Origin of the sequence: Mucilaginibacter sp. OK283, from assembly GCF_900110415.1 — a bacterium.
Classification (GTDB): Bacteria; Bacteroidota; Bacteroidia; order Sphingobacteriales; family Sphingobacteriaceae; genus Mucilaginibacter.
Map to the genome: position 1 here is coordinate 56,814 of NZ_FODR01000012.1, position 24,049 is coordinate 80,862.

A 24,049-nucleotide genomic window follows, 5' to 3' on the forward strand; every position below is an offset into this window, starting at 1 on the left:
ACCATTGTCAATCTATCCGGGCATTATGTTTCAGGTTCCCTGATGGATATTCGGTATCTCCAATTTTCCTGTCATCCTTGAGGAACGAAGGATCTATCAGCTGTGCATGACCGATAGAAAAGTTCGCGAATAGATGCTTCGTTCCTCAGCATGACAGTTTTTTTGCCCTGTTTCGCTGCTACTTTCCCTTTACGAGTTCCGGGGCCTCCGCCAGCAAATCGTCAGTCAGCTTTTCAAACTCGTTGATAAACTCTTTATAATACTCTCCTGTACCGGGGCCACTAAAACCTGTGTGGATTTTACGTACATCGCCGGCTTTATCAATGATAATGGTTGTTGGGAAACCCACTACTTTTGATAGCATGGGTAGGCTTTTGGATGTTTCGGCCTTATCGCTGGTATAGCCGGTTATCAATAACTCGTAAGGAACATTAAAACGATTTTTTACCTGTAGTAATGCCTTTTGCGACTTGGCGAAATCGCTGCTGCGCTCATAGGCCAAACCTACCACCTCCACTCCTTTGGGCTGGTATTTTTTGTAGTAGTTAACCATATAGGCGGTCTCGTCCATACAGTTGGGGCACCATGAGCCTAATATCTGTACAATAACCACCTTGTTTTTATATCGGTTGTCCTGCAACGAAACTGTTTTTCCTTCCAGGTCTTTAAAAGCGAAATCTATTTTCTTAAAGCCTGGCTTCAGCGCGGTTAATGAGTATGCATCGGGGAGTTTTGCATTACCATTCTTTATGGCAGCCCAGGTTTGCATACCCGAGTAGCCCGCGTAAAATTTACCATCTGTAAGGGTTTTATCATCCTGAATAGTGGCTGTAAACGTGTAGGCATGGCCACCATCAAAGCAAGACAGGAACAGTTTATTGCCGGCCACAATACCTTCCAGGTAGCGGTAATCGCCGGTGGTGGTTAAAAACGTGCCGGTTAGTTTGGCGCCAACCTGCTTAAATTCGCCTACGGTAGTATCGGCCCCTTCGCCCTCGCCAATAATGGCCGACCAGCGGCCGCCTACGTTATAAGCCGGCTTTTCGGGCGCTTTCAAAAAACGCCATGGAGTATTGGGTGTAGCCGCAAACGGCGTTAACACATCCTGGCTCGCCAGGTGCTTTATCCAGTTGCCGGTTAGCTTATCGCCATCCAGCTTCAGTTTAAATTCTGAATTAAAAAGCGGCATATGTATAAAAACAGAATCGCCCGCTGTAGCAACATCGGTAACCTTAAACCTTTCGGCACCGTTAATAATAGCTAGCTGTTGTTTGCCCGCTGTATCCTTAACATCAAAATTGAACGGAATTTCGTTTCCCGACTTGGTTGTTAGCGCCCCGCGCCATATACCTGTTTTAAGTTTGGTTTGTGCCGTTGCTGTCAGCACAAGCAGGGCAGATGATAAAGCTACTATGATGGATTTTATTTTCATGTTGATGTAAAATAGTCTACCAAATTGGTATACTATCAAAAGTATAAAATTCAGGTGATTATTTCAATATTCCGCGCGAAATTACAATTCGCTGAATTTCTGATGTACCTTCATAAATCTGGGTTATCTTGGCATCCCGCATCATACGCTCTACATGGTACTCTTTTACAAAGCCATATCCGCCATGAATTTGAACAGCCTCAACAGTGGTACGCATGGCCATATCCGATGCAAAAAGTTTGGCCATTGAACTGGCTTGCGCGTACGGATGGTTATGATCTTTTAACCAGGCAGCCCTCAGGCAAAGCAGGCGGGCTGCTTCAATTTCGGTAGCCATATCGGCAAGTTTAAATTGAATACCTTGTAAATCGGCCAGGGGTTTGCCAAAGGCCTTGCGCTGTTTTGAATATTGTAAAGCAAGTTCGTAAGCACCAGACGCTATACCCAGTGCCTGCGCGGCTATGCCTATACGCCCGCCCTCCAATAATTTCATGGCAAATTTAAACCCGAAGCCCTCGTCGCCAATGCGGTTTTCCTTAGGTACTTTAACATCGTTGAACATGATAGAATGGGTGTCTGAACCGCGTACTCCCATTTTATTTTCTTTGGGGCCTATGGTAAAACCCTCCATGCCTTTTTCAATAATAAGCGCGTTAATGCCATTGTGCCGTTTGGCGGCATTAGTTTGCGCCATTACCAGGTAGGTAGATGCGGTACTGCCGTTAGTTATCCAGTTTTTGGTGCCGTTGAGTAAATAGTAGTCGCCCATATCAATGGCGGTAGTTTGCTGCGATGTAGCATCTGAGCCAGCCTCCGGTTCAGATAAGCAAAACGCACCTATCTTTTCGCCTTTGGCCAAAGGGACTAAATATTTTTCTTTCTGAAACTCGTTGCCAAATTTTTCGATCCCATTGCAAACCAACGAGTTGTTTACCGAAAGGACGACCGCCGTAGAAGCATCAACTTTCGAGATCTCTTCAATTGCCAGCACGTATGATATAGCATCCATGCCGCTGCCGCCATATTGCGGGGCAACCATCATTCCTAAAAAACCAAGCTCGCCCAGTTTTTTAATTTGTTCGGCCGGAAATTTCTGGTGTTCGTCCCGTTCAATAACGCCGGGTTTTAATTCGGTTTGGGCAAAGTCACGGGCTGCCTGTTTAATCATCAGTTGCTCTTCTGTAAATTCAAATTGCATAGTATGATAAAAAGCTAAATATAGTAATTACGTATGTAATTGTACATATGTTAACCCGCAGGTACCCGGGTTCTGTCCATCGCCAAAACCACACCCCTGTCAATCAAACCTAATCTTTAAAATCCGGTTAAATAATCAGCAAAATCAATGGTATATTTGCAACACCATGGGAGCATATAACTTAAAGGTTACTATTGATCAAGATTCGGGCTTTTGCTTCGGAGTAGTTTATGCCATTGATATGGCCGAAGAGATACTGGCCGAAGATGGCTACCTATACTGCCTTGGCGACATTGTACATAACGACGGAGAAGTTGAGCGCCTGAAAGCACAGGGACTGCGTATTATTGAGCACGCCGAACTGAAAAAGCTGCGTAACGAGAAGGTACTTATCCGCGCCCACGGGGAAGCGCCGGATACTTATCGCATCGCTTTGGAGAACAACATAACCCTGATAGATGCATCGTGTCCGGTGGTATTAAAGCTGCAAAACCGTATCAAAACATCATATGATTCGAACGAGAAGATCCTGATCTTTGGCAAGCACGGCCATGCCGAGGTTGTTGGCCTGCAGGGGCAAACTAACAATGAAGCCCTGGTTTTTCAGGATATTGCCGAACTGGACAATATGGAGTTACCGCAAAATATTACGTTGTACAGCCAGACCACCAAAAGCATGGAAAAGTTTTACCATGTAAAAGATGAATTGATAGCCCGTGGATATAACCTTAAAGCCAATGATACCATTTGCCGCCAGGTATCAAACCGGGATAAGGATTTGCCAAAGTTTGCCGCCCGTTTTGATAAGATAGTTTTTGTATCAGGCAAAAAATCATCAAACGGTAAAGTATTGTTTGAAGTTTGTCGCAAGCATAATCCCAATACTTATTTCATTTCGTCGGCAGACGAATTAGAACCATCCATGTTTTCTCCAAATGATACCGTGGGCATTGCCGGCGCTACATCAACCCCTATGTGGCTGATGCAACAAGTAAAAGAAGCTATTGAAAGTATTTAGCAGCACGCTTTTTGCTGTTATATAATCCGCATGCAAAAAAGCCCATCCAATATTGGTTTGCTGGTTGCCCTGGTGGTAATAGGTTGCTGGACCACTTCCGCTATTTTATTAATGCAATGGAATTTTAGTTTTACTAATCCACTGGTTTACATCCTGCTACTGGTGCAAATGCATTTATATACCGGCTTGTTCATTACTGCACACGATGCCATGCATGGCACCATATCACCCAATCGGGGCATCAACAACTTAATTGGCTACCTGTGCACTTTTTTATATGCGGCATTCTGGTACCCAAAGTTGTATGCCAAGCATCACTTGCATCACAACCACGTACATACAAATCATGATCCTGATTATCACAATGGCCATTTCTGGAACTGGTATGTGAGGTTTATCCGCAACTATCTCTCTATATGGCAAATTGTGGCAATGGCAGCATTATTCAACTTATTAAAATTTTGGATTCCCCAACAAAACCTGCTGTTGTTTTGGGTAGCGCCATCGTTGCTGAGCACATTGCAGTTATTCTATTTTGGCACCTACCAACCCCACAAAGGCGAACATGATAATATATATTTTGCCCGAAGCCAAAAGAAAAACCACGTACTGGCCTTTTTTAGCTGCTACTTTTTTGGCTATCATTATGAGCATCATCATTCGCCGGGAACGCCGTGGTGGATGATGTGGAAGGTAGAGCCAAGAGTCAAGAATCAAGAGTCAAGATAGCTGCACTTGTATGTTGTCAATACCTTCCAGCCCTGCGTCAAGCTTTCAGGTGTCTTGGCTTTTAGCCGTCTTCTTTGTTTCGCCACCAAAATTGAAGCTGCCTTGACTCTTGGTTGTTAATGCTAAACCCTTTTTTGCTTCGCCCCCAAACCGCAGCAGTCTTGACTCTTGATTCTTGATTCTCTTCCTGTTACCCTTTTGTAATTTATTTATCCCATACTCCTTTGCCGGGCCAAAAATTCTTAATTTCGCACACTGAAAATTATGGGCAAAAAAGGTGTTTTATTAGTCAACTTAGGTACACCAAACAGCGCGTCGACAGCTGATGTGCGTACCTACCTCAATGAATTTTTAATGGATCCGCGGGTTATTGATATTAACCCTGTGCTGCGTACCTTACTGGTTCGTGGGATAATTGTTCCGTTCCGAGCGCCAAAATCGGCAAAGTTATACCAGGCTATCTGGAGCGACACTACCGGGTCGCCGCTGATGCACTACAGTATTTTACAACAGGAAGCTTTAAAGCAACGCCTGGGCGACGAGTATGTTGTTGAGTTGGCAATGCGCTACCAAAACCCAACTATCGAATCGGCTTTGAACAGGCTGAAGGATGCATTGGTTGATGATATCCAGGTGATAGCCCTTTTCCCTCAATATGCGTCGGCCAGTACAGGATCTGTTTATGATAAGGTGATGGAATTGCTGATGCAGTGGCCAACCAAACCTACCATATCATTTGTAAACTCGTTTCATGACAATGAACTGATGATTGCCACCTTTGCCGAAAACGGCGCCAAATACGAACCCGAAAAGTTTGACCACGTGCTGTTCAGTTTTCACGGCCTTCCTCAAAGGCAATTGATTAAAGCCGACCATACCCACAAACACTGTCTAAAAGTTGATAAATGCTGCGAAACAATTACCGATGCCAATAAATTTTGCTATTCGGCCCAATCGTACCATACGGCAAAACTGATTGCCGAAAAACTGAATATTCCCACAGAAAAATATACCGTCTGCTTTCAATCGCGCCTGGGTAACGACCCATGGGTACAACCATACACCAGCGAAATTGTAGCCAACCTGGCCAAAGCCGGCAAAAAAAGCCTGCTGGTGTTTTGCCCAGCCTTTGTGGCCGATTGCCTGGAAACCGTTTATGAAGTAACCACGGAGTATGGCGACGAGTTTAAAGCCCTTGGCGGCGAACGCGTACAGCTGGTAGAAAGCCTGAACGATTCGCCCACCTGGATTTCGGCGCTGGAAAAGATGGTTAGGGATAACCATATATCGGCGTAGCTACTTAAGTAACAGTTTCTGCAGTACAGCACTTTTTCCGCCGGTTTATAGCTTTTTTAGACTATTGACCCAGGGCTAACGGCACTTAAGGCGGCAGCATACAGGTAAACTTATAACGGCTTACCTGTAACTGGTACATATACCGATACCAGCGTGCCTCTCCTTGCCTGTGAATCAAGCTCGACTTTACCCTTCAAAAAATTAATTCGCGACCGCAGGTTGTTCAGCCCCATCCCACCCTGAGTTTCGGGATTGGCAGTATCAAAGCCCAGGCCGTTATCTTCAATAGTAAGGCTGATATTTGCCTCATCCCTTATCAACGAAATATCAAGCCGGCTTGCATTGGCGTGCTTCATTACATTGTTCACGCTTTCCTGTAAAACCCGGTACAAAATAATTTCGATGGTATCATCAAACGGGGCATCAAAGCCTTTGCTGTAAAAATTTATGGCTATGGTATTGTTTTCAATATTCTCAATAAACTGTTTAACAACCTGTGCAAGGCCTGTTTTATGAAGCGCCCAGGGCATCATATTGTGCGATATTGTTCGTACTTCCCTAAAGCCATAATCAACCAGGTTTATCGCCTTTTCAAATCGCTTTCGTTGGTCTTCGCTTACAAAAGGCAGCTCGCCGCCAATAACCGTTAAGTTAATTTTTGCTGCCGACATGGTTTGGCTTACGCTATCGTGCAAATCCTGCGCAATTCGCCTGCGCTCGCTTTCTTCAGTTTCAATAATAGCCTGCATAGCCGCGTTGCGTTGCTTTAGCTGCGCTTGCTTATAAAAAATAAAAACTATCAAAAGTATCAGCAATACAAAAACAATGATGCCTACCATCCAGTAATTGCGTTTGGTTATTTCAAACTGCTGTTTCAGCAGCTGGTCTTCCCGCTGTGTTATTTCGTACCTGGTTTGTAGTTCATCAATGGTTTTTGAGTTTTTTGTAGTACTTAATGTGGCATGCTTTTTTAAATAAAAAAGCGATTGTTTGTAATTGCCCATTTGCCCATACAAATCGGCTATCTCGTTAACAGCACTGTTTTGCATGTCGGTATAATTTATCTGTGTTGCGTATTGCAAACAATTTTGCAAAGCATCCAGCGCCTGAGGATACATCTTTTTGCTTTTATATAACTGGCCCAGGTTAAAATAATTAATGGTAAGCGCAAGGGTATCACTTAATGCTTTTTTAGTTTCTATCGTTTTTAAAATATCGGGCACCTGGATGTTTTTTTGTTTCATGCTCCCCAAAACATCGCCCATAAAACTATGGCTGTAAGCTTCAGAGGTATTTGCCTTCGCTTTTTTTACAAAATCAATCGAATCGCCGATGTCAAAAGATTGCTTGTAATAATTTAGCGCCTCCTGGTAATTTTGCCTGGCTTCATACAGCCGGCCAAGGCCGCTTAAGGCAAACATCAGCGTTTGGCGAGTGCCTGTTTTGGGTGCCAGGTCTATCGCCGCGTTGTAAAGACTAATGGCCTTATCGTAATTTTTTTGCCTGGCATACACCTCTGCCAACCGCATATAGTCATCGGCCAAAACATGCTGCTGGTTTATGGCCGCCAACACATTCGCCGCCTTATCGCAATAATGGGCTGTAGAATCATAATTGCCTTTAAAAAAATAAATTGCAGCTATGCTTCTTAGCATTAAACCGGTTACTTTTTTATCATGAAGCCTCATAGCAAGATTTAGCCCTATCCGGGCAACAGGCAAAATTTCTTCTGTATTTTTTGCGGTCAGATAAGCCACAGTTTTTTCGGCGCCGGTTAAGCGCATAGTGGCTGGTAAATTACCAACCACTATTTTTCTTAAACTATCAATATTCTGACCGGAACACGGAAGGATAATTGAAAGAAACAAAAGCAAAAACAAGTATTTCATATCCCGGGTGTATGCCCCCAGTTAAAGATAGTAATTATAAGCCTCGAAAAAAAAACTGCGATTGTATAACAACTACCAGTAATGCCGATAATATGGCCAATACCGAAAACAGTGTTTGCCTTCGCTTCGCCCCCTCTATATCGGGTATCTTGCCTGTACCGCGCAACCTGTTAAATTTCAGGTTGTATAACCGTGATAACACTACAAATACAACTGGGGTACAATAAGCTAAATATTCTAAAATGGTTGTCATATCCCTTAATTTTAGGTGAAACAAATTGATTTAGCAACCTATAAATACAGCCTGCAACTGCCGGCGATATTTATTAAGTTTTGCATACCACAATTTTATAGAGTTAAAAAAAAGCACACAATACAAAGCAATTGGTATTTTTGGGAGAGTCAATAAAGTGTAGATTTACAAATAATTAGTACGATGAAAAGGAAAACAGAAAAGGCGGCTTGGCAGCGTAACCCCGAAAGCGTTTGTTACTGCTGATTTTGAGTGCTAATAAGTTAAAAAAAGCTAACTTTAATATGGATTGCCTACGCTGGGCGCAAACCAATAAAAGGACCAACAACTTACATTATATATTTCAACAAAACATAATCAATCATTTTATAACAAGCTAACAGCTTTTATAAAAAAGATAGTCATTTAATGGAAACATACCTGATCAAAAAAACAAGGAAAATCAAAGTCCGCAGCAAAATGCTGATGGCCTTGGTTTTTACTATTATAACCATTGCCTGCTGCCTAAACCAGGTGATAGCCCAAAGCAGAACCAATCAGTCCGATTGGAACGTACCGCCGCCTGTACCACCACCCTTACATCCTGGTACCCAGGTAAAAGGGGGCACCAATGGTAAGCCTCCGTTGGATAAACCCGTTGCGCTTAGCCTGAGCGATATTCCTCCGGTTTCGTTACCGCCGGCGCCTCCCGTGCAAATGCCGGTTTTGGCCGCTGTTTCAACGGTGTCGCCGGTGGTAAATACGCCCGATCAGCCAACTATATTGGGTATTGAGGCCAACCTGCCCGAAATTCCTATGCCCGGAGCGCCCGAAACTCCCGGGTTGCCAAAACAATCCCTGCGTGATTTACCGGTAACATCAATTCCCGAGCTGCCGATACCTGCATCGCCCGAATTGCCCGCTTTGCCTGCCGAGCCGGTTCCATCGGGCCAACCCGCGCCTGCAAACGTATTAATGCCTGCTATGCCTGAGGTACTTACCCCCGCCATGCCTAACCCGCCGGCAAACGGGGGCGGATTAGAACCTTGGCCCAGCCCGGGGATTCCTGAAAATGCCAATTTCAAGCTGATTACCGTGACCGTAAAAGAAGGCAGAACAGGTAGTATAAAAGGCGCAAAAAAAGTTAAATCTAAATCAGTTAAAAAATAAAACAGGCCGGCTTAGTAATAGGCCAGATAGCAATCATGGTATATTTAAAACATATATTAATTATAACACTAACATTTATTGGCAGTGTTACCTGTGCGCAGATTAGATTTAAAATAGGCGATGAATTTCAACGGCAGGTTATCACCAAATCAAATTGTGTTTTACAACGGGGCGGTCAAACGCTACGTGTCGGTTCGATTTCAAACATTGTAAAAACCTACAAAGTAATAGATGCAACCGAAAAGAACGCCTCCGTTACCATCATAACCGATAAGTTGATTGATACCGTAAATGCGATGGATCAAAACCTGGTATATAATTCGGCCAGGCCAGGCGATCCAAATTCTATTATCCATGCAGGTTTGCAAAAAATGGTAAATACCCGGCCAATGGTTACGGTAAATCATAAAGGCGAAGTATTGAATTTAAAACGCCCTGTATCTGTAGATGATACGCTGTTGTCGTTCACCGGCATCCAGCCCGAGCGGTTATTACCCGGCAGCACCCTGCAGTTTATGGTCGACTTCCCTGTAAACCCAGCACTAAAAAAAGGTTACACGTGGACAGACGCCACCAAAGCTGCCGAAACCAGTTATACTATTTACGCTGTAAGCGGGCGTACTACCACAATAACCTATAAAACATCTGTTTTAGGCGGCAATTTAAATAGCCGCATTAACGGATCAATATTGATAGACAACCTCACCGGCATTATTTTAAAACGCTATTCGCAAAGTGTTTCTACCGGGTACGAAATGGTAAACGGTGTTGTTTATACTGCCACCCGCAGAACGGCCATTACCGAGGTGAGTGTTAAAAAGTAAAAGTATCAATATGTATGTACGCCAAATTTTTAGTGCTTATTCTTTTCAGTTATGTCCTGTCAAGTGTGGCCATTACCTGCCTTGTAAAAAGTTCCGGGCCAACTCTTATTAAAGAATTGGCCCGGATTTTAAGCTGATACTCTATTATTTCTCCTTATCAAACTTCATCCAATGCAGGTTAAAGCCTCCCATATCCACATAAATTCTAACTTTATTAATACCGGCTTTTAATCGGATATTTTTCAGCTCAATAACCTGCCATTTTTTAAAGCCGCCTGTGGCGGGTACATTGATAGCTTGAGTGGCTCCATTAACATTTAGGGTTATTTTGCCATCATCGGCTGCTGCCGCTACTTTAAGCTTTACGGTGTAGCTGCCGGATGTCGTGGTTTTCAGTGTGTATTGCAGCCATTCGCCTTTTTCAATATCGGTTACATAATAACTGCTGTAGGCGGCAGAATCTTTAGCGATATCTACCCCATCGTTACGATACATGTGCCCATTGTTGCCTTTGCCGTATTTACCGGTTGATACGTGATAGTCGGCAGTATCGGTATCGAAATAGGCGTAGCCGTTGCGGCCCAGGTCATAATCTACAGCGTTGATGATAGTGCCATTGGTAATCTTATTGGCCTTAAACGGTTTGGTTGCTGTGGTGTGGGGCTGCCTGAAAATAGCATCTATCACATCATGGTGAATAATGGCGTTTTCCAGTTTGGCATAAGTGGCCATTTCTAAAGTGCCGCTGTAAACATTACTTTCTTTGGGCTTGTTACGGCCGGTGTTCAGATAGTTGGTAACATCATCATAATTCGGGTTAGATGGTATCTCTATAGGATTATTATTCCCCATCTTTTTTAACGGCCAAAGCGCCCAGCCGATATTATTTTTCTCTAACAGGCCAATAGCTTCGGTTAGCCACACGTTGGAGTTTTCGCCGGTTTCGCCAAGCCATACGGGAATGTTGTACTGGTCGCGGGTTTTTACAATATGCTCTACTGATTTTTGGTCGTTATAGTTCCAGTATTTGTGAAAGCTAAGCACCATGTTTTTATCCCAGGTCGGCAAAATGCCGTTATAGTTGTTGCCCCAGCCATTACCTTCAATAATAATAATGTGCTTTTTATCAACCTGGCGTATCGCCGTTGTAATATCAACCATCAATTTTCTTAGCGGAGCATTGGTTTTTTCCTTCAGGCCATTTTTATCATTCGCCGGGTCATCAAAGCCAAAGTTGGGTTCGTTAATAATATCATAACCGGCTATGTTAGGTTCGTTTTTATACCTGTCGGCCAGTTTATGCCAAAGGGCAATCATTTTTTGCTTGTTGGCCTCGCTATCCCACAACGAGGGGTTATCGGTATTCCTGTCGGATATGTTCAGATCGTTACCCTGGCCGCCCGGGGTGGCATGCAAATCAAGTATCAGGTACATATGGTTGGCCTTGCACCAGGCCAGCAGGTCGTCGGTCATTTTAAACCCTTTGTCTATCCAGGTATTTTTCCCGGCAACGGGTTCTTTTTCTATAGGGAGCGTATACAGGTTATAATGCATGGGCAGCCTAACCGAGTTAAAGCCCCATCGGTGCATCGAATCCACGTCAATTTTGCGAGTGTTGTTGGCCAGCCAGGTATCGTAAAACTCTTTGGTTTCTGCCGGCCCCATCAGCTCCTCCAGCCGCTCGCGGATGCGGTACTGGCGGCTATCTTTGGTTACATGCAACATGTAGCCCTCCTGTAGCATCCAGCCGCCAAGACCCATGCCGCGCAGCAGCACGTTTTTGCCTTTTTCGTCGGTTATTTTTTTACCGTCGGCCTTTAAAAAGCCCTGTTGTGCCTGGCTTTGTACCGATATAAAGGAGGCCGCGGCCAATACCAGCAAGCCCTTGCAAGAAAATATATTTTTAACAGATTTTGTTAACATGTTATTAGCGATTATTATAACGTTTATTTTAAGAGAGCCAAGAATCGAGAAAAAAATAACAGCCTTTTGCGCTTATCTTAATTCTTGACTCTTGATTCTAATTCTACCAGGTATAAGTACCAACAGATCCTTTATCCAAATGAGCAGCAAGCGTTTTGCCGGCGTAGCTGATATCAAAATCCTGTGCAGCTTCGCTTGTGTTGGCCACTATTAAAACCTTTTTGCCATCGGGGGTTTTAAAAGCCACGTTTGGCAATTTATCCAGGTTGTTTGATGCTATGCGTACCGAACCTGGCCTTACAAATTTTGATGCGTGCGCAATGGTATAATAAGCCACATTTTTTTTTACCTCGTTTTTATTGATGGTAATCGCGCCCTGGCATGACGGGCATCCTCCCCTATCGGTATAAGGTTTATAATCCTGGTCGGCGGCCAGGTTCCATTCCAGTACGTTGCGGCTCCAGTTGCGGGTTGCGCCAATAATCAGGTGCTTTAGCGGCCACCTCATATCAATGGTCGATTCGTTTTCGGGCTCAACCACCATCTGCTCGGTAAAGTAAACGTTCTTTTCCGGGTGGGCGTAGTGAACGGTACTTAGGGCGCTGATATCGCCGCCATATAAGTGAAAACCCGAGCCATCAATATATTTTGCTGCCGCTTTGTCGTTTAATATCGAAATTGGGTAGTCGGGCCGGTCGCAGTTATGATCGTACAAAATAATTTTTGTTTTGATGCCTGCTGCCTTAAAGGCAGGGCCTAAGTTGTTTTTAATAAAAGCACCTTCATCAGGGGCAACCAGCAGTAAGCTGGGATTGTTGCCGGGATGTAAAGGCTCGTTTTGTACGGTAATGGCATCTATGTTTATGCCCTGTGCCTTCATCCCCTGTATATATTTTACCAGGTATTTAGCATAGGTACCCCAATATTCGGGCTTTAACCTGCCGCCGCGGGTATCGTTGTTGGTTTTCATCCATGCCGGGGGCGACCATGGCGAACCCAATATTTTTATTGAGGGGTTAATGGCCAGTATTTGTTTCATCACCGGTATTACGTCCTGCTTATCGGGGCCAAGGTCAAAATGTTTTAATGTGGGGTCGGTTTGGCCGGCGGGCATGTCATCGTACGAGAAAACTTTTTCATTTAAATCAGATGCGCCTATGCTCAACCGCAAATAGCTTACGCCAATGTTGTTGTCATTAAAGGCAAACAAGTTTTTTAACAGCGCGGCGCGGCTATCGGCATTCATGCGGATGATGTGCATGGCGCTGCCGCCGGTAAGCGCGAAGCCAAAACCATCAATGGGCTGGTAAGTTTGCTTATCATTCACCGTAATGGTAATTTCATTGGGCTTGCCCCCTGTTTTAAACTCCTGCGTTTCTTTTTGCCTGGCAAACAATGCCGACCTATCGGCTTTAGTAAGCCAAACACTGGCCGCTGTTGTTTTTTGAGCTGATGCTATGGTAGCGGTACACATCAGCGCTGCCGCCGATAAAAACGAAATGACATGTTTATTCATCAAACAAATATTTAACGGGTTATACATAATCCAAAACAGGAAAAAAGGCCGGAAGGCAATTGGTTGAGTAAATTTATTATTGTTTTTGGTATATAAAGGCATAAATTATTAAGTAACCAACAATTTACGTGTATTTGGTACACAAAGACTTCAGAGAACACGGATACAAAGGTCTGAACTGTTAATCTGACAAGAAACGTGTATTTGAAAGGGCGAGTTAAAGACCCGGAAAAGCACCATTTAATTAGAACCTAAATTTATTTGCTTTTATTAAAAATAAGCTATATTTTCACTTGCACTATCCGCATGAGAGACCCGAATAAAAAGATCATCATTTTTGATGATGACGAAGACATCCTTTCTATATGTAGTTATATTTTAGAAGAGCAAGGCTGGGAAGTTTTTACCTTCACTGATTGCAATAATATAACGGAAAAAGTATCTGGTGTTTTACCGGATGTTATACTTATGGATAACTGGATTCCAGATGCTGGCGGCATTATTGCCACCCAAACGTTAAAGAAATCGGAAGCATTAAAAAACATCCCGGTAATTTACTTTTCGGCCAATAGCGATATCCAGATCCTGGCCAGCAATGCCGGTGCCCAAACTTATCTTGCCAAACCGTTTGACCTGGAAGAATTGGAAAAGGTAATCAGCAAGGTGCTGATTAGTTAATAATCATTAAATTTTTATTCTACAGTATATAACAAGGCCCCATCTGCTCAGGATAGGGCCTTGTTAGTTTATGCCTTTTATTGCGGACCGCCCGGACCGCCGCCGCCAGGACCGCCACCGCCTGGCCCACCGCCATCGCCGCGGCCACCACGTTCGCCGCGCGGCCTGTCGCCCCTGATGTCCTGGGTTGGCGCTTTACCCGCAAATTTTTGCAGGCGCAGTGTAAAGGTAAGCAGGTAATAACGCGCAAGCCTGTTTACGTTTGATACGGTAGTTGAACTGGCTGTTGTGGTTGATGAATAACCGGTGTTTTGATTAAATAAATCGAAAGCCGATAGCCGCAGGGTAGCTACCTTGTTTTTTAAGAACCGGCGTTCCACATACATATTTAAAATATTAGGGTTAGTTACTTTAATGATTGAAGCATAACCGTAATTGGTTGCCTTGGTATAATCGTAGCTAAATACCCAATCGCCAAAATAGTTTTTCCCGTTAAGGCCAATGTTCCAGGTTCTGATATTGGTTAAACCATCGTTAATATCATTCTTTACCGAGTTGGTTGTCCTGTTGATGGCATAGTTGGTTAAAATTTGCGCATCGATGATATTTGGCAAATCTACCCTGAACCGTATTTCGGGAGTAAAAACCAGGTTTTTAGCTGTGTTTTTTTGTTGCGCAGAAGCTATCTGATCAGGCGTGGCCGCCAGCGGGTCAAGGTCGGTCAGGCTGGTTAAGTAGCCTACGTTATTATTATATTGGGCGGTACCATTAAGCGTAACTGAATATTTGCGCTCGGCCCATGGTTTGGAGTAAGTAACCCGGCCGGTAAAATTATAAAAGCCATCGGCATTCAGGTATTGGGTAAATATCCTGTTTGAGGTGTTTGATGTAATGGTATTAGTTACAACCTGGTTAGATATGTTTTGGTAAGTAAAGTTGGCAAAAAACACATTACCCGTTGTAAAGCTAAAGTTGTTATACCTGATAGATATATTGTTGGTAAACGCAGGTTTCAGGTATGGGTTACCCTGAACCGGGTATAGCGCATTTGAAAAATCGATAACTGGCTGCAACTGCGTAAAGCTTGGTGCCGCGTTTGAGCCGTTATAGTTAACCGCGAATGTTTTGCTGCGCGAAAAATTATAAATATAGCGGGCAGTAGGTATAATATTAAAGGTGTTTTTATGCGTATCCGGGATGTTATCGTTTGATACGGAGTGGCCATCTAACGTTGAGGGCTGCACGGCTAAGCCTAAAGTATAGTTATACTTTTTCTCGATGAACCGATAGTTTAAGCCAACCTTATTGGTGGTAAACGTATAATCAAATTTGTTCGACAGCAAATCGTACACATTCCACGTTTGGGCGTTGCTTAGCGTGTCAGTTTCCTTATTATTTACCGTTGCCGAATGGTTTAAGGCGTAATTAAGCTCTAAATATGAACGTGCGCCCAATGGCTCAAGGTACGATAGGTTTACGCCAACGCTATTGGTACGGCTATACGTATTAATAATCTGGTTTTCGGGAGCGGTTTGCTGTGTACCCGGAACAAAATTATAAATAGGGTTTTGATATGATGTGGTTGGCGCCGAGCTTGCCGATGCAAAAATACTCAGGTTACGGCGGTGCGGAAATCTATGGTTATACAATGCTGTAATACCGTAATTAGGCGATTGCGAATCGCCATTGGTAGTAGAAGTGTATGCCGAAGCAAGGGTTCCTTTCCTGGTAAGGTTTACACTATCCGATTCATTGGTATTGGTGCTGCCGTATGAAAAAGATGGCACCACCTTTAAGTAATTAACAGTATCCGGCTTATACTCCATGTTCCAGTTAAACCGGTGATTTATATTCTGATCTTTTTCGAGGCTTAGCTGGTGCTGCTCGCTTGGGTTGGCTGCCGAGGTGTTTTGCTGAAAAATATTGTTATTGGTGCTTGTGGTATTATCTGCAAAGCTATAACTACCATATACAGCAAGATTTTTGCCCCACTGATCGCGAAAGTTTACGCCTATTGATTTTGCATCGGTTAAGCCATTTTGAGCGGTAATAAGGCTTCCGCCGCCACCACCGCCACGGCCCGCGTTGCCACGGCCGCCACCGCCGCCAAAACCACCACCGCCGCCGCCACCTGTAGTGCCGAACGAAAAGGTGTTAACATTGGTGTTATTGATACTTCCCTGCACCGCAATTTGCTGATCGCCGTGGAAATTGAAAATATTTAATGATCCTATGTAGCGGTTTTTATTGGGTACCCCCTGGTCTTGTGGCAAGGCATCGCGACCATCGCCTGCAGTAGCCTGGGCTGTATAGCCATAGTTTTTATCTTTCCTAATGGTAATGTTCATTACTTTGGTAGGGTCGCCGGTTTTAATACCTGTAAGATTGGCCTGATCGCCGTAATCATCAATCATCTGTATGTTCTCGATGATATCAGCAGGCAGGTTTTTGGTAGCGCTCTGCACATCGCCGCCCATATAATCCTTGCCGTTTATCCGCACTTTGGTAACCTGCTTGCCCTGCGTGGTAATATTGCCGTTTACATCCACATCCACACCAGGAAGCTTTTTTATCAAATCTTCGGTGGGCGCGTTCGCGCGTACTTTGTAAGCAGCAGCGTTGTATATTACCGTATCCTCTTTAAGGGTAATGGGGTTGGCGGCTCCTACAATGTTTACCTGGCCAAGCAAATTTGTTTCGGCCTTTAATAATATCAAACCTAAATCTACCGGCTTGGTATTATCCTCCAATGCAAAGTGTTTTTTTATGGCTGTAAACCCAATTGACGATATCGTAAGCGTTATTTTACTGCCTTTAACGCCAGGGAACCTGAATTTACCATTAGCATCGGCAACGGTTAATGAACTATCGCCGGCATCGTTAACCAGTTTTACACTACTACCGGGTAAGCTAAGTTTGGCGGTATCTGCAATGGTACCACTGATATCGCGTGCAGTTTGGGCATATGTGCCAAAGGCGCTTAACAAAAAAATACTTAAAATTAAAATTAGGGGTTTCATGATATATGCTGAGCTACAAGTGTATTTATTTGTGTTAAAGACACAGTTAAAGTGCAAATGTTCAACATATAAAGGGCATATTAAATAATAAACATATAATTGTTACACATTCGGCTATTAAAGGCCTATCAATCATATTATTGTTACATATATGAGCAAAAAAAAGCCCGGCATTGCCGGGCTTGGGTGTTATTATAAGATCAGTCAGTTTTAAATTAATTCAAGTGCAATGCCGATGCAACTTCGTTATAGTTTTTAAAGTTGAGGCCGGGGTGGGTAACCTGTAAAGTAGTTACACTGCCGCCAGGAATCACCACAACTTTAAAATCATAGCCGGGCGAGTTGAAATTAGCTATTACATTTACAAAGCCTAAGCCCACATCCGATTGGTATATGGCATTGGTAATCCTGATGAAAGGTAAAGCGTAAAAGCTTGATGTACCAGTTACCCTTAAATACACTAAAACAAGCCCGCTATTAACAATTTCCTGAGTAATTGCCGGTACATTAAGCCTGGTTGCCGCAGCCGAACTCACATTTTGATTGGTTATTATATAACTTTTGATGTTAGTAGTTCCATCAGCTCCTGCCGGCCCTTGTGGTCCTGCCGGTCCTTGTGGGCCGGTAGCACCAGTTGCACCCGTAGCACCGGTTGCTCCTGTAGCGCCTGTAGCGCCGGTTGCACCAGTTGGTCCTGCAGGACCTCTTGGCCCAACTGCACCTGTAGCGCCGGTTGCACCTGTAGCTCCCGTAGCTCCGGTTGCCCCCGTAGCGCCGGTTGCTCCCGTAGCACCAATTGGACCTGCCGGTCCTTGTGGCCCAATAGGGCCAGTAGCTCCGGTTGCCCCGGTAGCACCTGTGGCCCCTGCCGGCCCTTGCGGGCCAATAGGGCCGGTAGCACCTGTGGCTCCCGTAGCTCCGGTTGCTCCTGTTGGGCCAGGTATACCCGTTGTTGCGCCTTGCGGCCCCTGCGGCCCTGTTGCACCTGTATCTCCTTTTGGCCCCTGTGCCCCATCAGCACCTGTAGCCCCGGTTGGGCCGGGTGTTTTATCCCTTTTGCATGAATTTATGCTAATCATGCAAAGCAATAAAACGGGTAGTAAAAGTCGTAGTTTTCCCATAACAAATATTTTTAGTAGTATATAGTATGCTTTAGTACGGATGTGTGGATAATTAGTTACACGAAACAGCGGCAGAAAACGTTATTTTTATTATTAATTAAAATTTTAGCCGTGATGATTATCCACAGATGATTATCCACATAGTTATTAAACAAATGTCTAAAAGACGGTGTAACAAAACGTCAAATGATTTCGTTATACTTAAAAAACATTTAACCTATGAACAAGATCAGCAATAATTTACACGCAAAGGTCCATAATTGGATGGATGCGATCGGCTTCAGACTCAATGCCTCGCAAACCAATGGTAAAAATAATGTTACAATCAATCATTATTTTTTTGAAACTTTCAATTTTTTTGAGAAAGCCAGGAGAAATCATCCAGAAAGCACCCAATTTCTTTGCTTTGATGCCTACGGCGAAAAAATAAATGTAAAATCGCTGCTCGATATACAGGTTGCATTTTTTGAAAACATAAGTCAGCTTAAATAACGCCTGTTTTATTGCTGCTAATTGTTCAATAGTAAAAGAATTTTTCCCAGGCATCAATGCATGCCAAAATCATAAAAAAAGCCTGCTTAAGTAAATTATTAAGCAGGCTTTTTATTCGGCTATCTTTACCTAAAAGACAAATTAGTTATCCACATTTGTTTTTGGCCAGCAATTAAGGTACCCTTTGCCTGTATATTCTTTCAATATTTCTTCGCCATTGATGCCACGTATCACACCAGCACCGGGTATGTTTACTATTGGCCTTGTTGGGTTTAACGCTTCTTTTATGCGCAGCTTTAAATCAGCATAATGTGCAGCAGTTAATGCATCGCCTCCTTTTGGTAGGCTGGCATCAATTTTCTTTAATTCGGCACGTACCATAGGCCTGATATCCGATAAAGCCATATTGATTGGTGTTAACCCAAATGAGGCTAATACCTGCGGCGGGAAGCCCGGGAAGCCCCTGAAATCATCAGTCAATAAACTCCTTAGGTTTTCCACGTATCCGCGCTGCAGGTTGCGTTTAAATGCATCTGGCTTGCCGGTTGCAAAAATGCCTGGGCGCAGGTCATCCAGCAAATTGGCTACGGTATAAGCGGCGGTGCCGTTTTTGGCTTCATTATCATACATACGGGCCAGCCTTGATTGGCTTAGTACATTGCCAAGCACAGCTACCTGCATCCCTTTAATGCGGTTGTACATTACGCCATTATCAAACTTGCCCAGCTCGGCTTTATCAATAAGCCAATAAGGGGTGGTAAATATTTGTTTATTTAAAAAAACCACCGCATCATGTTGCAAGGCTTTACCTATAAAATCATAAACCGGGCCTTTTTGATCATACGTTTTAAAGTTTTCGTTCATACCGCCAATGTTAGTGGTTACATGACCCATATAACGGGAATACTGACCCAAAACCTCGTTGTAGAGCTCGCTTACATCACTATAGTCTTCATTTTTTTGATAGGTCCATTTTTCAAGGTTTGGTAAAATGCGTTTCAGGTTGGCAATGCCATACGTACTCGCCTTCATCGCATTATCGCCCAAATCTTCATTTTGCAGGCGCGGATCAATTGATGTGCCCTGGCGGCCAAAATAGTACAAGGGGTTACCTGCTTTTTTGTTTGTCCAATCGGCCAGAATATCTTTCTCCTCATCGGCAGTTTTATTGCCGGGGAACCAGCTATAACCCCATTTTACAGCCCAAAGGTCGTACTCGCCAATTTGCGGGTAAAGGTGCGTTACATTATCGCCAGGTTGGGCGATATAGTTAAAACGGGCATAATCCATAATTGATGGCGCGGTACCATGCTTATCCGTAAACGATTTTGAGCGTAACGAATCAACCGCATAAGCATAGCTTGAACCAAAATTGTGCGGCAAACCCAGGGTATGGCCAATTTCATGCGATGATACAAAACGAATCAGCTCGCCCATTTGCTCATCGGTAAACTGGGCTTTGCGTGCGGCAGGATTAACAGCTGCAGTTTGTATCAGGTACCAATCGCGCAGCAGATTCATTACATTATGGTACCAGCCAACATGGCTTTCTAATATTTCGCCGCTTCGTGGGTCGGATACGTGCGGGCCGTAAGCATTTTCGACATCAGACGCAAAGTAGCGGATAACACTATAGCGGGCATCTTCGGTACTAAATTCAGGATCCTGCTTTTTTGTTGGCGCTTCTTTCCCTACAATGGCATTTTTAAAGCCCGCGGCTTCGAACGCCTTATTCCAGTCGTTTATACCGGCAATTAAGTATGGCACCCATTTTTTTGGTGTGGCAGGGTCAATGTAGTAAATAATTTGCTTTTTAGGTTCAACCAGTTGTCCTTTGGCATAAGCTGCCGGGTCTTTTGGTTCCAGTTTCCAGCGGTGTATATAGGCTGTAACCTCCGATTTTTGCTTATCGGTACCATAATCAGTTTGGCGCTGGCCAAAAAAACCGACCCTTGCATCGCTGATGCGTGGTTTCATTGGTGTTTTTGGCAATAATACCATTGAGGTATTTAATTCGAACGTTACCGCACCGTTTGAGTTATCCGTCGGCGACTCGCCAGAACGGTAGGTTTTTAATGTACGGGCCTCCAGGTTAATGGGGAAGCTTTTAATGGTATCGATGTACGACCGTGCGCCATCAACACCCGAAATTTTATAGGCTTTTTTTACATCATCAGATAAACCTATCGCGGCAATATCGCCGTTGTAAAAATCTGTTACATCAATTAAAACACCGGTAGTATCTTTATTAAAAGCCTTGATATCAAAAGAAGCCAAAACGGCATCAAGATTTGAGTTTTTAACCGATTGATACATATCAGATGTACTATCGGCCCTTACACTATAACTGGGTACACGAATAAAAACCTGTTTGTCATGGCGCTCCCATTTCCAAACCTGCTCGTTAAGCTGTTCGCCGCCGTATTGCTGACCAAATGTTCTTAAACCGGCCGGAGTTTTCACATAGCGGGTTACAACAAGCATTTCGCGGCTTAGCAATGAATCTGGAATTTCACAGTAATACTTGCCATCAACCTTATAGGTATTAAACAATCCGCTATCAGCTTTCATTTTACCCGTAATCAGGTCGCTGAATTTCTTGATGCCCTCTTTTTTAGGGGCGCCAACGGTAGCGGTAGCAGTTGTACCACCGGGGCCAGCTGTTGTTTTAAGGGTTAAAGTTTGATTTGCCGTTTGCTTTTTTGTGGCGCAGGAGGCAGCCAAAACGGTTAAAATTAACGCAGTGCCGCGCATAAACTGGCCTGCCACAGGGTTTTTCTTCATTAATTAGTCTACTTAAAACGTAAACTTATGCAAAGTTTACCGTTTTTTATAAAACAGGGGCTTAATTAAATAAAAAGAGGCAATCAAATTCTGCGTTTTAAGGTAAGCACTACCTTATCCAGCCTTTTATCATGAAAAACATCCAACAAAAGGCTCCTGTCATTTCTCGAGCGGAATAATTCGTCAATTTCTTCAAGGCTCATTTTCGAAACCGGCTTAAAGTTAATGGCAACTATCTCGTCATCCCGCTCCAGTCCTATTTCGTCGCCGGCCGAGCCGGGCTCCACGCGGTTAATAATTACCCTATCCAAATTAGCGCCCGCGGCATAGTATTCAATGCCGCTCATATCATGTTCAAAGGGCTGTTTAAAATTGGCATTGGGTTTCAGATACATAGAATTACCTGTATAATCGAAGATAACCGAGAACCGCTTAAGCACACCAATGCCCAGGTTACCATCCCTGGGTACCGAAAGCCGGGTTTGGTTATTGCCGTCGTCGGGAAAGGATGATATAATGCCTTTAATTTTAAACTTGCCTATCTCGAGCGACTCCAAACGGGCAATGAACCCATTAATAGGCCCGTTTAAACCAATCCCGAGGTTGGCCGACGCGATAAATTTTTGTGGCAACCCGTATAATGGTATAATCTTTTCAAGCGATATCGGGTGCCCGGCTCCAAGATCAATAATTAGTTTGCTTTTTACAACACGCCCCCCCTGCAACACCACATTACTTACTACATAAGGCTTTCTATCTTCAATAGTTATGGGTATCTGCGTACCCTTCCTGAAAACTTTAAGGTCTTTTGGCCGCGTAACAGTAACTGTGCTATCCTGAAAATCTATTTTAACGGCAAGGTTGTTGAAAAACTCGTATCCTATAAGCCCGTGTATAGGCATGCCTGCATAACCCGATAAGCTGAAAAGATCTTTTTTTAATATAGCCGCCGCCACATCGTAACTTACCAGGCCCGGAATATCTATTTTTAAGGCCGAAGTTACATACGCTTCGGCATCGGCACCTTCGCCAAGTCCGGGTATCTTTAAGGTGCGTTTATTAGGTATGCTGATAGAATCGGCTAACTTAGGGTCGGTTATAATCATAAGGCCAACGCCGGTGTCTAAAATAAAATTAAACGGCCCCCTGTTGTTGATGCTTAATTTAATAACCATAAGGTTACGCACCAGCCTAAAAGGTATGGTTACTTTTTTTTTGCGGGCATCTAAATCAAAGTACTGTGCACGGGCTGTTGTGAAACAAAATGCCAGCAGGCACAAGAGCCACAACGACCGGAAATGCTTTAGTTTATGAAATAGCTTAAGTAACAATTTGGTATAATTGGTAATATTAAATTTACAACATTAATTGGTTAAATAAATAAATATTTATGCGGGGCACAACATTTACGTTTCTGATAACAATTTACGGTTTATTATTGGGGAGTTGCAGTATTCAAAGCCATTCCATTAATAAACGGAATATTAAAAAGCAGTTTGAGCAATCGCAGGTGTCCAATGATCATTTTACCGGTTTTGCTTTGTACGATATGGACCAAAAAAAGATGGTATTTGAGTTAAATTCTGATAAATATTTTACCCCCGCATCAAACACCAAACTGTTTACTTTTTATACCTGCCTTAAAATGCTGGGCGATTCGATACCCGCATTAAAGTACGAGGTGCACAATGATTCGTTGGTATTTTGGGGCACCGGCGACCCATCCTTTTTACACAGCGATCTTAAAGGAATTAAAGGCTTAAGTTTTTTAAAAAACAGTAATAAAAACCTGTATTGGTCGGCCACCGGTTATACCGGTAAAATTTTTGGCCCGGGATGGGGATGGGATGATTATAACGACGATTACCAGCAGGAGCTAAGCGTTTTCCCGATAGAAGATAACGAAGTGTTTTTATATGGCGATGCCGATGGAAACCTGCAGGTAAAACCGCAATACTTTAAAAGATTTTTAACCCGCGACCCCGACTTTAAGCCCGCCGGATTTAAAGTACAGCGCGATTTATTAACTAACCGTTTTGCTTATCCGCAAACAGACATTCCTAAAAAATTCAACCAGTTGGTACCCTGGAAAACAAGCGACATGCTTACAAAAGCATTGTTGGAAGATACGTTAAAAAAACCTGTTTACCTAACGTACTTGCCCATCAGCAACTCAGCTAAAACAATTTATAACACCAACGCCGATTCTGTGTACCGACGAATGCTGCAGCCCAGCGATAATTTTATTGCCGAACAATTGCTGCTGGTTTGCTCGTCGGTAAAGTTTAATATGCTGAACGCCGATTCGGTAATCAATTACTCGAAAAAGCACTTTTTAAATGATTTACCCGATGAGCCGCAATGGGTAGACGGATCGGGCCTGTCGCGTTACAATCTGTTTACCCCGCGCAGCATGGTAAAATTACTATGCAAAATTGCCGGCGAAGTTAAAAGTGATACACTGCTGCACAGCCTGATGCCTGCGGGGGGGCTAACCGGTACCATTAAAAATGCCTATAAAACAGATAACGGGAAGGCTTTTGTTTGGGCTAAAACCGGATCGTTATCCAATAATCATAATCAAAGCGGTTACCTGGTAACCCGTAAGGGCAAGCACCTGGCCTTCGCTTTCATGAATAACAATTTTACCCGGCCCGCTAAAGATATCAGGGGCGAAATGGTTAGGGTGATGACATGGATACATGAAACGTATTGAGCGGCAGCCCC

Annotated in this window: 18 protein-coding genes; 7 read left to right on the forward strand and 11 right to left on the reverse strand. The window is 43.6% G+C overall.

Annotation, left to right across the window (positions count from 1 at the left end):
- Positions 1 to 178: 178 nt before the first annotated feature.
- Positions 179 to 1,432, reverse strand: a complete 1,254-nt coding sequence (locus BMX56_RS23265; RefSeq protein ID WP_090652098.1) for a peroxiredoxin family protein — start codon at positions 1,430 to 1,432, stop codon at positions 179 to 181.
- Positions 1,433 to 1,490: 58 nt separating this feature from the next.
- A complete protein-coding gene (locus tag BMX56_RS23270) occupies positions 1,491 to 2,630 on the reverse strand; it encodes an acyl-CoA dehydrogenase (RefSeq protein WP_090652099.1) in 1,140 nt (379 codons plus the stop codon).
- Between the two features lie 166 nt (positions 2,631 to 2,796).
- Between BMX56_RS23270 and BMX56_RS23275 the strand changes: the two genes are divergently transcribed.
- From BMX56_RS23275 to hemH, 3 genes are all read left to right on the forward strand, one after another.
- A complete protein-coding gene (locus BMX56_RS23275) occupies positions 2,797 to 3,648 on the forward strand; it encodes a 4-hydroxy-3-methylbut-2-enyl diphosphate reductase (protein ID WP_090652100.1) in 852 nt (283 codons plus the stop codon).
- Between the two features lie 30 nt (positions 3,649 to 3,678).
- Entirely contained in the window at positions 3,679 to 4,377 is a 699-nt protein-coding gene (locus BMX56_RS23280) for a fatty acid desaturase (protein WP_090652101.1), read from the forward strand.
- A 264-nt stretch (positions 4,378 to 4,641) separates the two neighbouring features.
- Positions 4,642 to 5,673 (forward strand): ferrochelatase, encoded by a 1,032-nt coding sequence (hemH, locus tag BMX56_RS23285; RefSeq protein ID WP_090652102.1) that lies wholly within the window; start codon positions 4,642 to 4,644, stop codon positions 5,671 to 5,673.
- A gap of 110 nt (positions 5,674 to 5,783) precedes the next feature.
- Here the strand turns inward: hemH and BMX56_RS23290 are convergent, their stop codons facing one another.
- Both BMX56_RS23290 and BMX56_RS23295 read right to left on the reverse strand, forming a co-directional pair.
- Positions 5,784 to 7,562 (reverse strand): tetratricopeptide repeat-containing sensor histidine kinase, encoded by a 1,779-nt coding sequence (locus BMX56_RS23290; protein ID WP_090652103.1) that lies wholly within the window; start codon positions 7,560 to 7,562, stop codon positions 5,784 to 5,786.
- A gap of 34 nt (positions 7,563 to 7,596) precedes the next feature.
- On the reverse strand, positions 7,597 to 7,815 hold the full coding sequence (locus tag BMX56_RS23295; protein ID WP_090652104.1) for a hypothetical protein: 219 nt from the start codon (positions 7,813 to 7,815) through the stop codon (positions 7,597 to 7,599).
- 408 nt (positions 7,816 to 8,223) lie between these two features.
- Between BMX56_RS23295 and BMX56_RS23300 the strand changes: the two genes are divergently transcribed.
- Both BMX56_RS23300 and BMX56_RS23305 read left to right on the forward strand, forming a co-directional pair.
- Positions 8,224 to 8,964 carry a hypothetical protein gene (locus BMX56_RS23300; RefSeq protein ID WP_090652105.1) on the forward strand — a complete coding sequence of 247 codons (741 nt, stop codon included), beginning with the start codon at positions 8,224 to 8,226 and terminating at the stop codon, positions 8,962 to 8,964.
- A gap of 35 nt (positions 8,965 to 8,999) precedes the next feature.
- The gene (locus tag BMX56_RS23305; RefSeq protein ID WP_090652106.1) at positions 9,000 to 9,788 is read left to right on the forward strand and encodes a hypothetical protein; all 789 of its coding nucleotides are present in this window, start codon (positions 9,000 to 9,002) and stop codon (positions 9,786 to 9,788) included.
- A 144-nt stretch (positions 9,789 to 9,932) separates the two neighbouring features.
- Here the strand turns inward: BMX56_RS23305 and BMX56_RS23310 are convergent, their stop codons facing one another.
- Entirely contained in the window at positions 9,933 to 11,711 is a 1,779-nt protein-coding gene (locus tag BMX56_RS23310; RefSeq protein ID WP_090652107.1) for a cellulase family glycosylhydrolase, read from the reverse strand.
- 103 nt (positions 11,712 to 11,814) lie between these two features.
- The gene (locus BMX56_RS23315) at positions 11,815 to 13,227 is read right to left on the reverse strand and encodes a glycoside hydrolase family 30 protein (protein ID WP_090652246.1); all 1,413 of its coding nucleotides are present in this window, start codon (positions 13,225 to 13,227) and stop codon (positions 11,815 to 11,817) included.
- A 306-nt stretch (positions 13,228 to 13,533) separates the two neighbouring features.
- Between BMX56_RS23315 and BMX56_RS23320 the strand changes: the two genes are divergently transcribed.
- A complete protein-coding gene (locus BMX56_RS23320; RefSeq protein ID WP_090652108.1) occupies positions 13,534 to 13,905 on the forward strand; it encodes a response regulator in 372 nt (123 codons plus the stop codon).
- A 77-nt stretch (positions 13,906 to 13,982) separates the two neighbouring features.
- Here BMX56_RS23320 and BMX56_RS23325 read toward each other — a convergent pair whose 3' ends face one another.
- The 5 genes from BMX56_RS23325 to BMX56_RS23345 all read right to left on the reverse strand — a co-directional run bounded on the left by BMX56_RS23325 (position 13,983) and on the right by BMX56_RS23345 (position 22,653).
- The gene (locus BMX56_RS23325) at positions 13,983 to 16,925 is read right to left on the reverse strand and encodes a TonB-dependent receptor (protein ID WP_090652109.1); all 2,943 of its coding nucleotides are present in this window, start codon (positions 16,923 to 16,925) and stop codon (positions 13,983 to 13,985) included.
- A gap of 215 nt (positions 16,926 to 17,140) precedes the next feature.
- The gene (locus BMX56_RS30630) at positions 17,141 to 18,046 is read right to left on the reverse strand and encodes a collagen-like domain-containing protein (protein ID WP_090652110.1); all 906 of its coding nucleotides are present in this window, start codon (positions 18,044 to 18,046) and stop codon (positions 17,141 to 17,143) included.
- Positions 18,047 to 18,286: 240 nt separating this feature from the next.
- A complete protein-coding gene (locus BMX56_RS29915) occupies positions 18,287 to 18,592 on the reverse strand; it encodes a hypothetical protein (RefSeq protein WP_143065513.1) in 306 nt (101 codons plus the stop codon).
- Positions 18,593 to 18,679: 87 nt separating this feature from the next.
- Complete coding sequence (locus BMX56_RS23340) at positions 18,680 to 21,322, reverse strand: zinc-dependent metalloprotease (protein WP_255369903.1); 2,643 nt, start codon at positions 21,320 to 21,322, stop codon at positions 18,680 to 18,682.
- Between the two features lie 83 nt (positions 21,323 to 21,405).
- Positions 21,406 to 22,653, reverse strand: a complete 1,248-nt coding sequence (locus BMX56_RS23345; protein ID WP_143065514.1) for an aspartyl protease family protein — start codon at positions 22,651 to 22,653, stop codon at positions 21,406 to 21,408.
- Between the two features lie 59 nt (positions 22,654 to 22,712).
- On the opposite strand from BMX56_RS23345, the gene BMX56_RS23350 reads away from it, so the two are divergent.
- Positions 22,713 to 24,038, forward strand: coding sequence for a D-alanyl-D-alanine carboxypeptidase/D-alanyl-D-alanine-endopeptidase (locus BMX56_RS23350; RefSeq protein WP_090652113.1), 1,326 nt, complete (start codon positions 22,713 to 22,715; stop codon positions 24,036 to 24,038).
- Positions 24,039 to 24,049 lie beyond the last annotated feature (11 nt).

Excerpts from the sequence above, each read along its gene's own strand:
- BMX56_RS23265 (WP_090652098.1), bottom strand. The coding sequence starts at position 1,432 with ATGAAAATAAAATCCATCATAGTAGCTTTATCATCTGCCCTGCTTGTG.
- BMX56_RS23270 (WP_090652099.1), bottom strand. The coding sequence starts at position 2,630 with ATGCAATTTGAATTTACAGAAGAGCAACTGATGATTAAACAGGCAGCC.
- BMX56_RS23275 (WP_090652100.1), top strand. The coding sequence starts at position 2,797 with ATGGGAGCATATAACTTAAAGGTTACTATTGATCAAGATTCGGGCTTT.
- BMX56_RS23280 (WP_090652101.1), top strand. The coding sequence starts at position 3,679 with ATGCAAAAAAGCCCATCCAATATTGGTTTGCTGGTTGCCCTGGTGGTA.
- hemH (WP_090652102.1), top strand. The coding sequence starts at position 4,642 with ATGGGCAAAAAAGGTGTTTTATTAGTCAACTTAGGTACACCAAACAGC.
- BMX56_RS23290 (WP_090652103.1), bottom strand. The coding sequence starts at position 7,562 with ATGAAATACTTGTTTTTGCTTTTGTTTCTTTCAATTATCCTTCCGTGT.
- BMX56_RS23295 (WP_090652104.1), bottom strand. The coding sequence starts at position 7,815 with ATGACAACCATTTTAGAATATTTAGCTTATTGTACCCCAGTTGTATTT.
- BMX56_RS23300 (WP_090652105.1), top strand. The coding sequence starts at position 8,224 with ATGGAAACATACCTGATCAAAAAAACAAGGAAAATCAAAGTCCGCAGC.
- BMX56_RS23305 (WP_090652106.1), top strand. The coding sequence starts at position 9,000 with ATGGTATATTTAAAACATATATTAATTATAACACTAACATTTATTGGC.
- BMX56_RS23310 (WP_090652107.1), bottom strand. The coding sequence starts at position 11,711 with ATGTTAACAAAATCTGTTAAAAATATATTTTCTTGCAAGGGCTTGCTG.
- BMX56_RS23315 (WP_090652246.1), bottom strand. The coding sequence starts at position 13,227 with ATGAATAAACATGTCATTTCGTTTTTATCGGCGGCAGCGCTGATGTGT.
- BMX56_RS23320 (WP_090652108.1), top strand. The coding sequence starts at position 13,534 with ATGAGAGACCCGAATAAAAAGATCATCATTTTTGATGATGACGAAGAC.
- BMX56_RS23325 (WP_090652109.1), bottom strand. The coding sequence starts at position 16,925 with ATGAAACCCCTAATTTTAATTTTAAGTATTTTTTTGTTAAGCGCCTTT.
- BMX56_RS30630 (WP_090652110.1), bottom strand. The coding sequence starts at position 18,046 with ATGGGAAAACTACGACTTTTACTACCCGTTTTATTGCTTTGCATGATT.
- BMX56_RS29915 (WP_143065513.1), bottom strand. The coding sequence starts at position 18,592 with ATGCCTGGGAAAAATTCTTTTACTATTGAACAATTAGCAGCAATAAAA.
- BMX56_RS23340 (WP_255369903.1), bottom strand. The coding sequence starts at position 21,322 with ATGAAGAAAAACCCTGTGGCAGGCCAGTTTATGCGCGGCACTGCGTTA.
- BMX56_RS23350 (WP_090652113.1), top strand. The coding sequence starts at position 22,713 with ATGCGGGGCACAACATTTACGTTTCTGATAACAATTTACGGTTTATTA.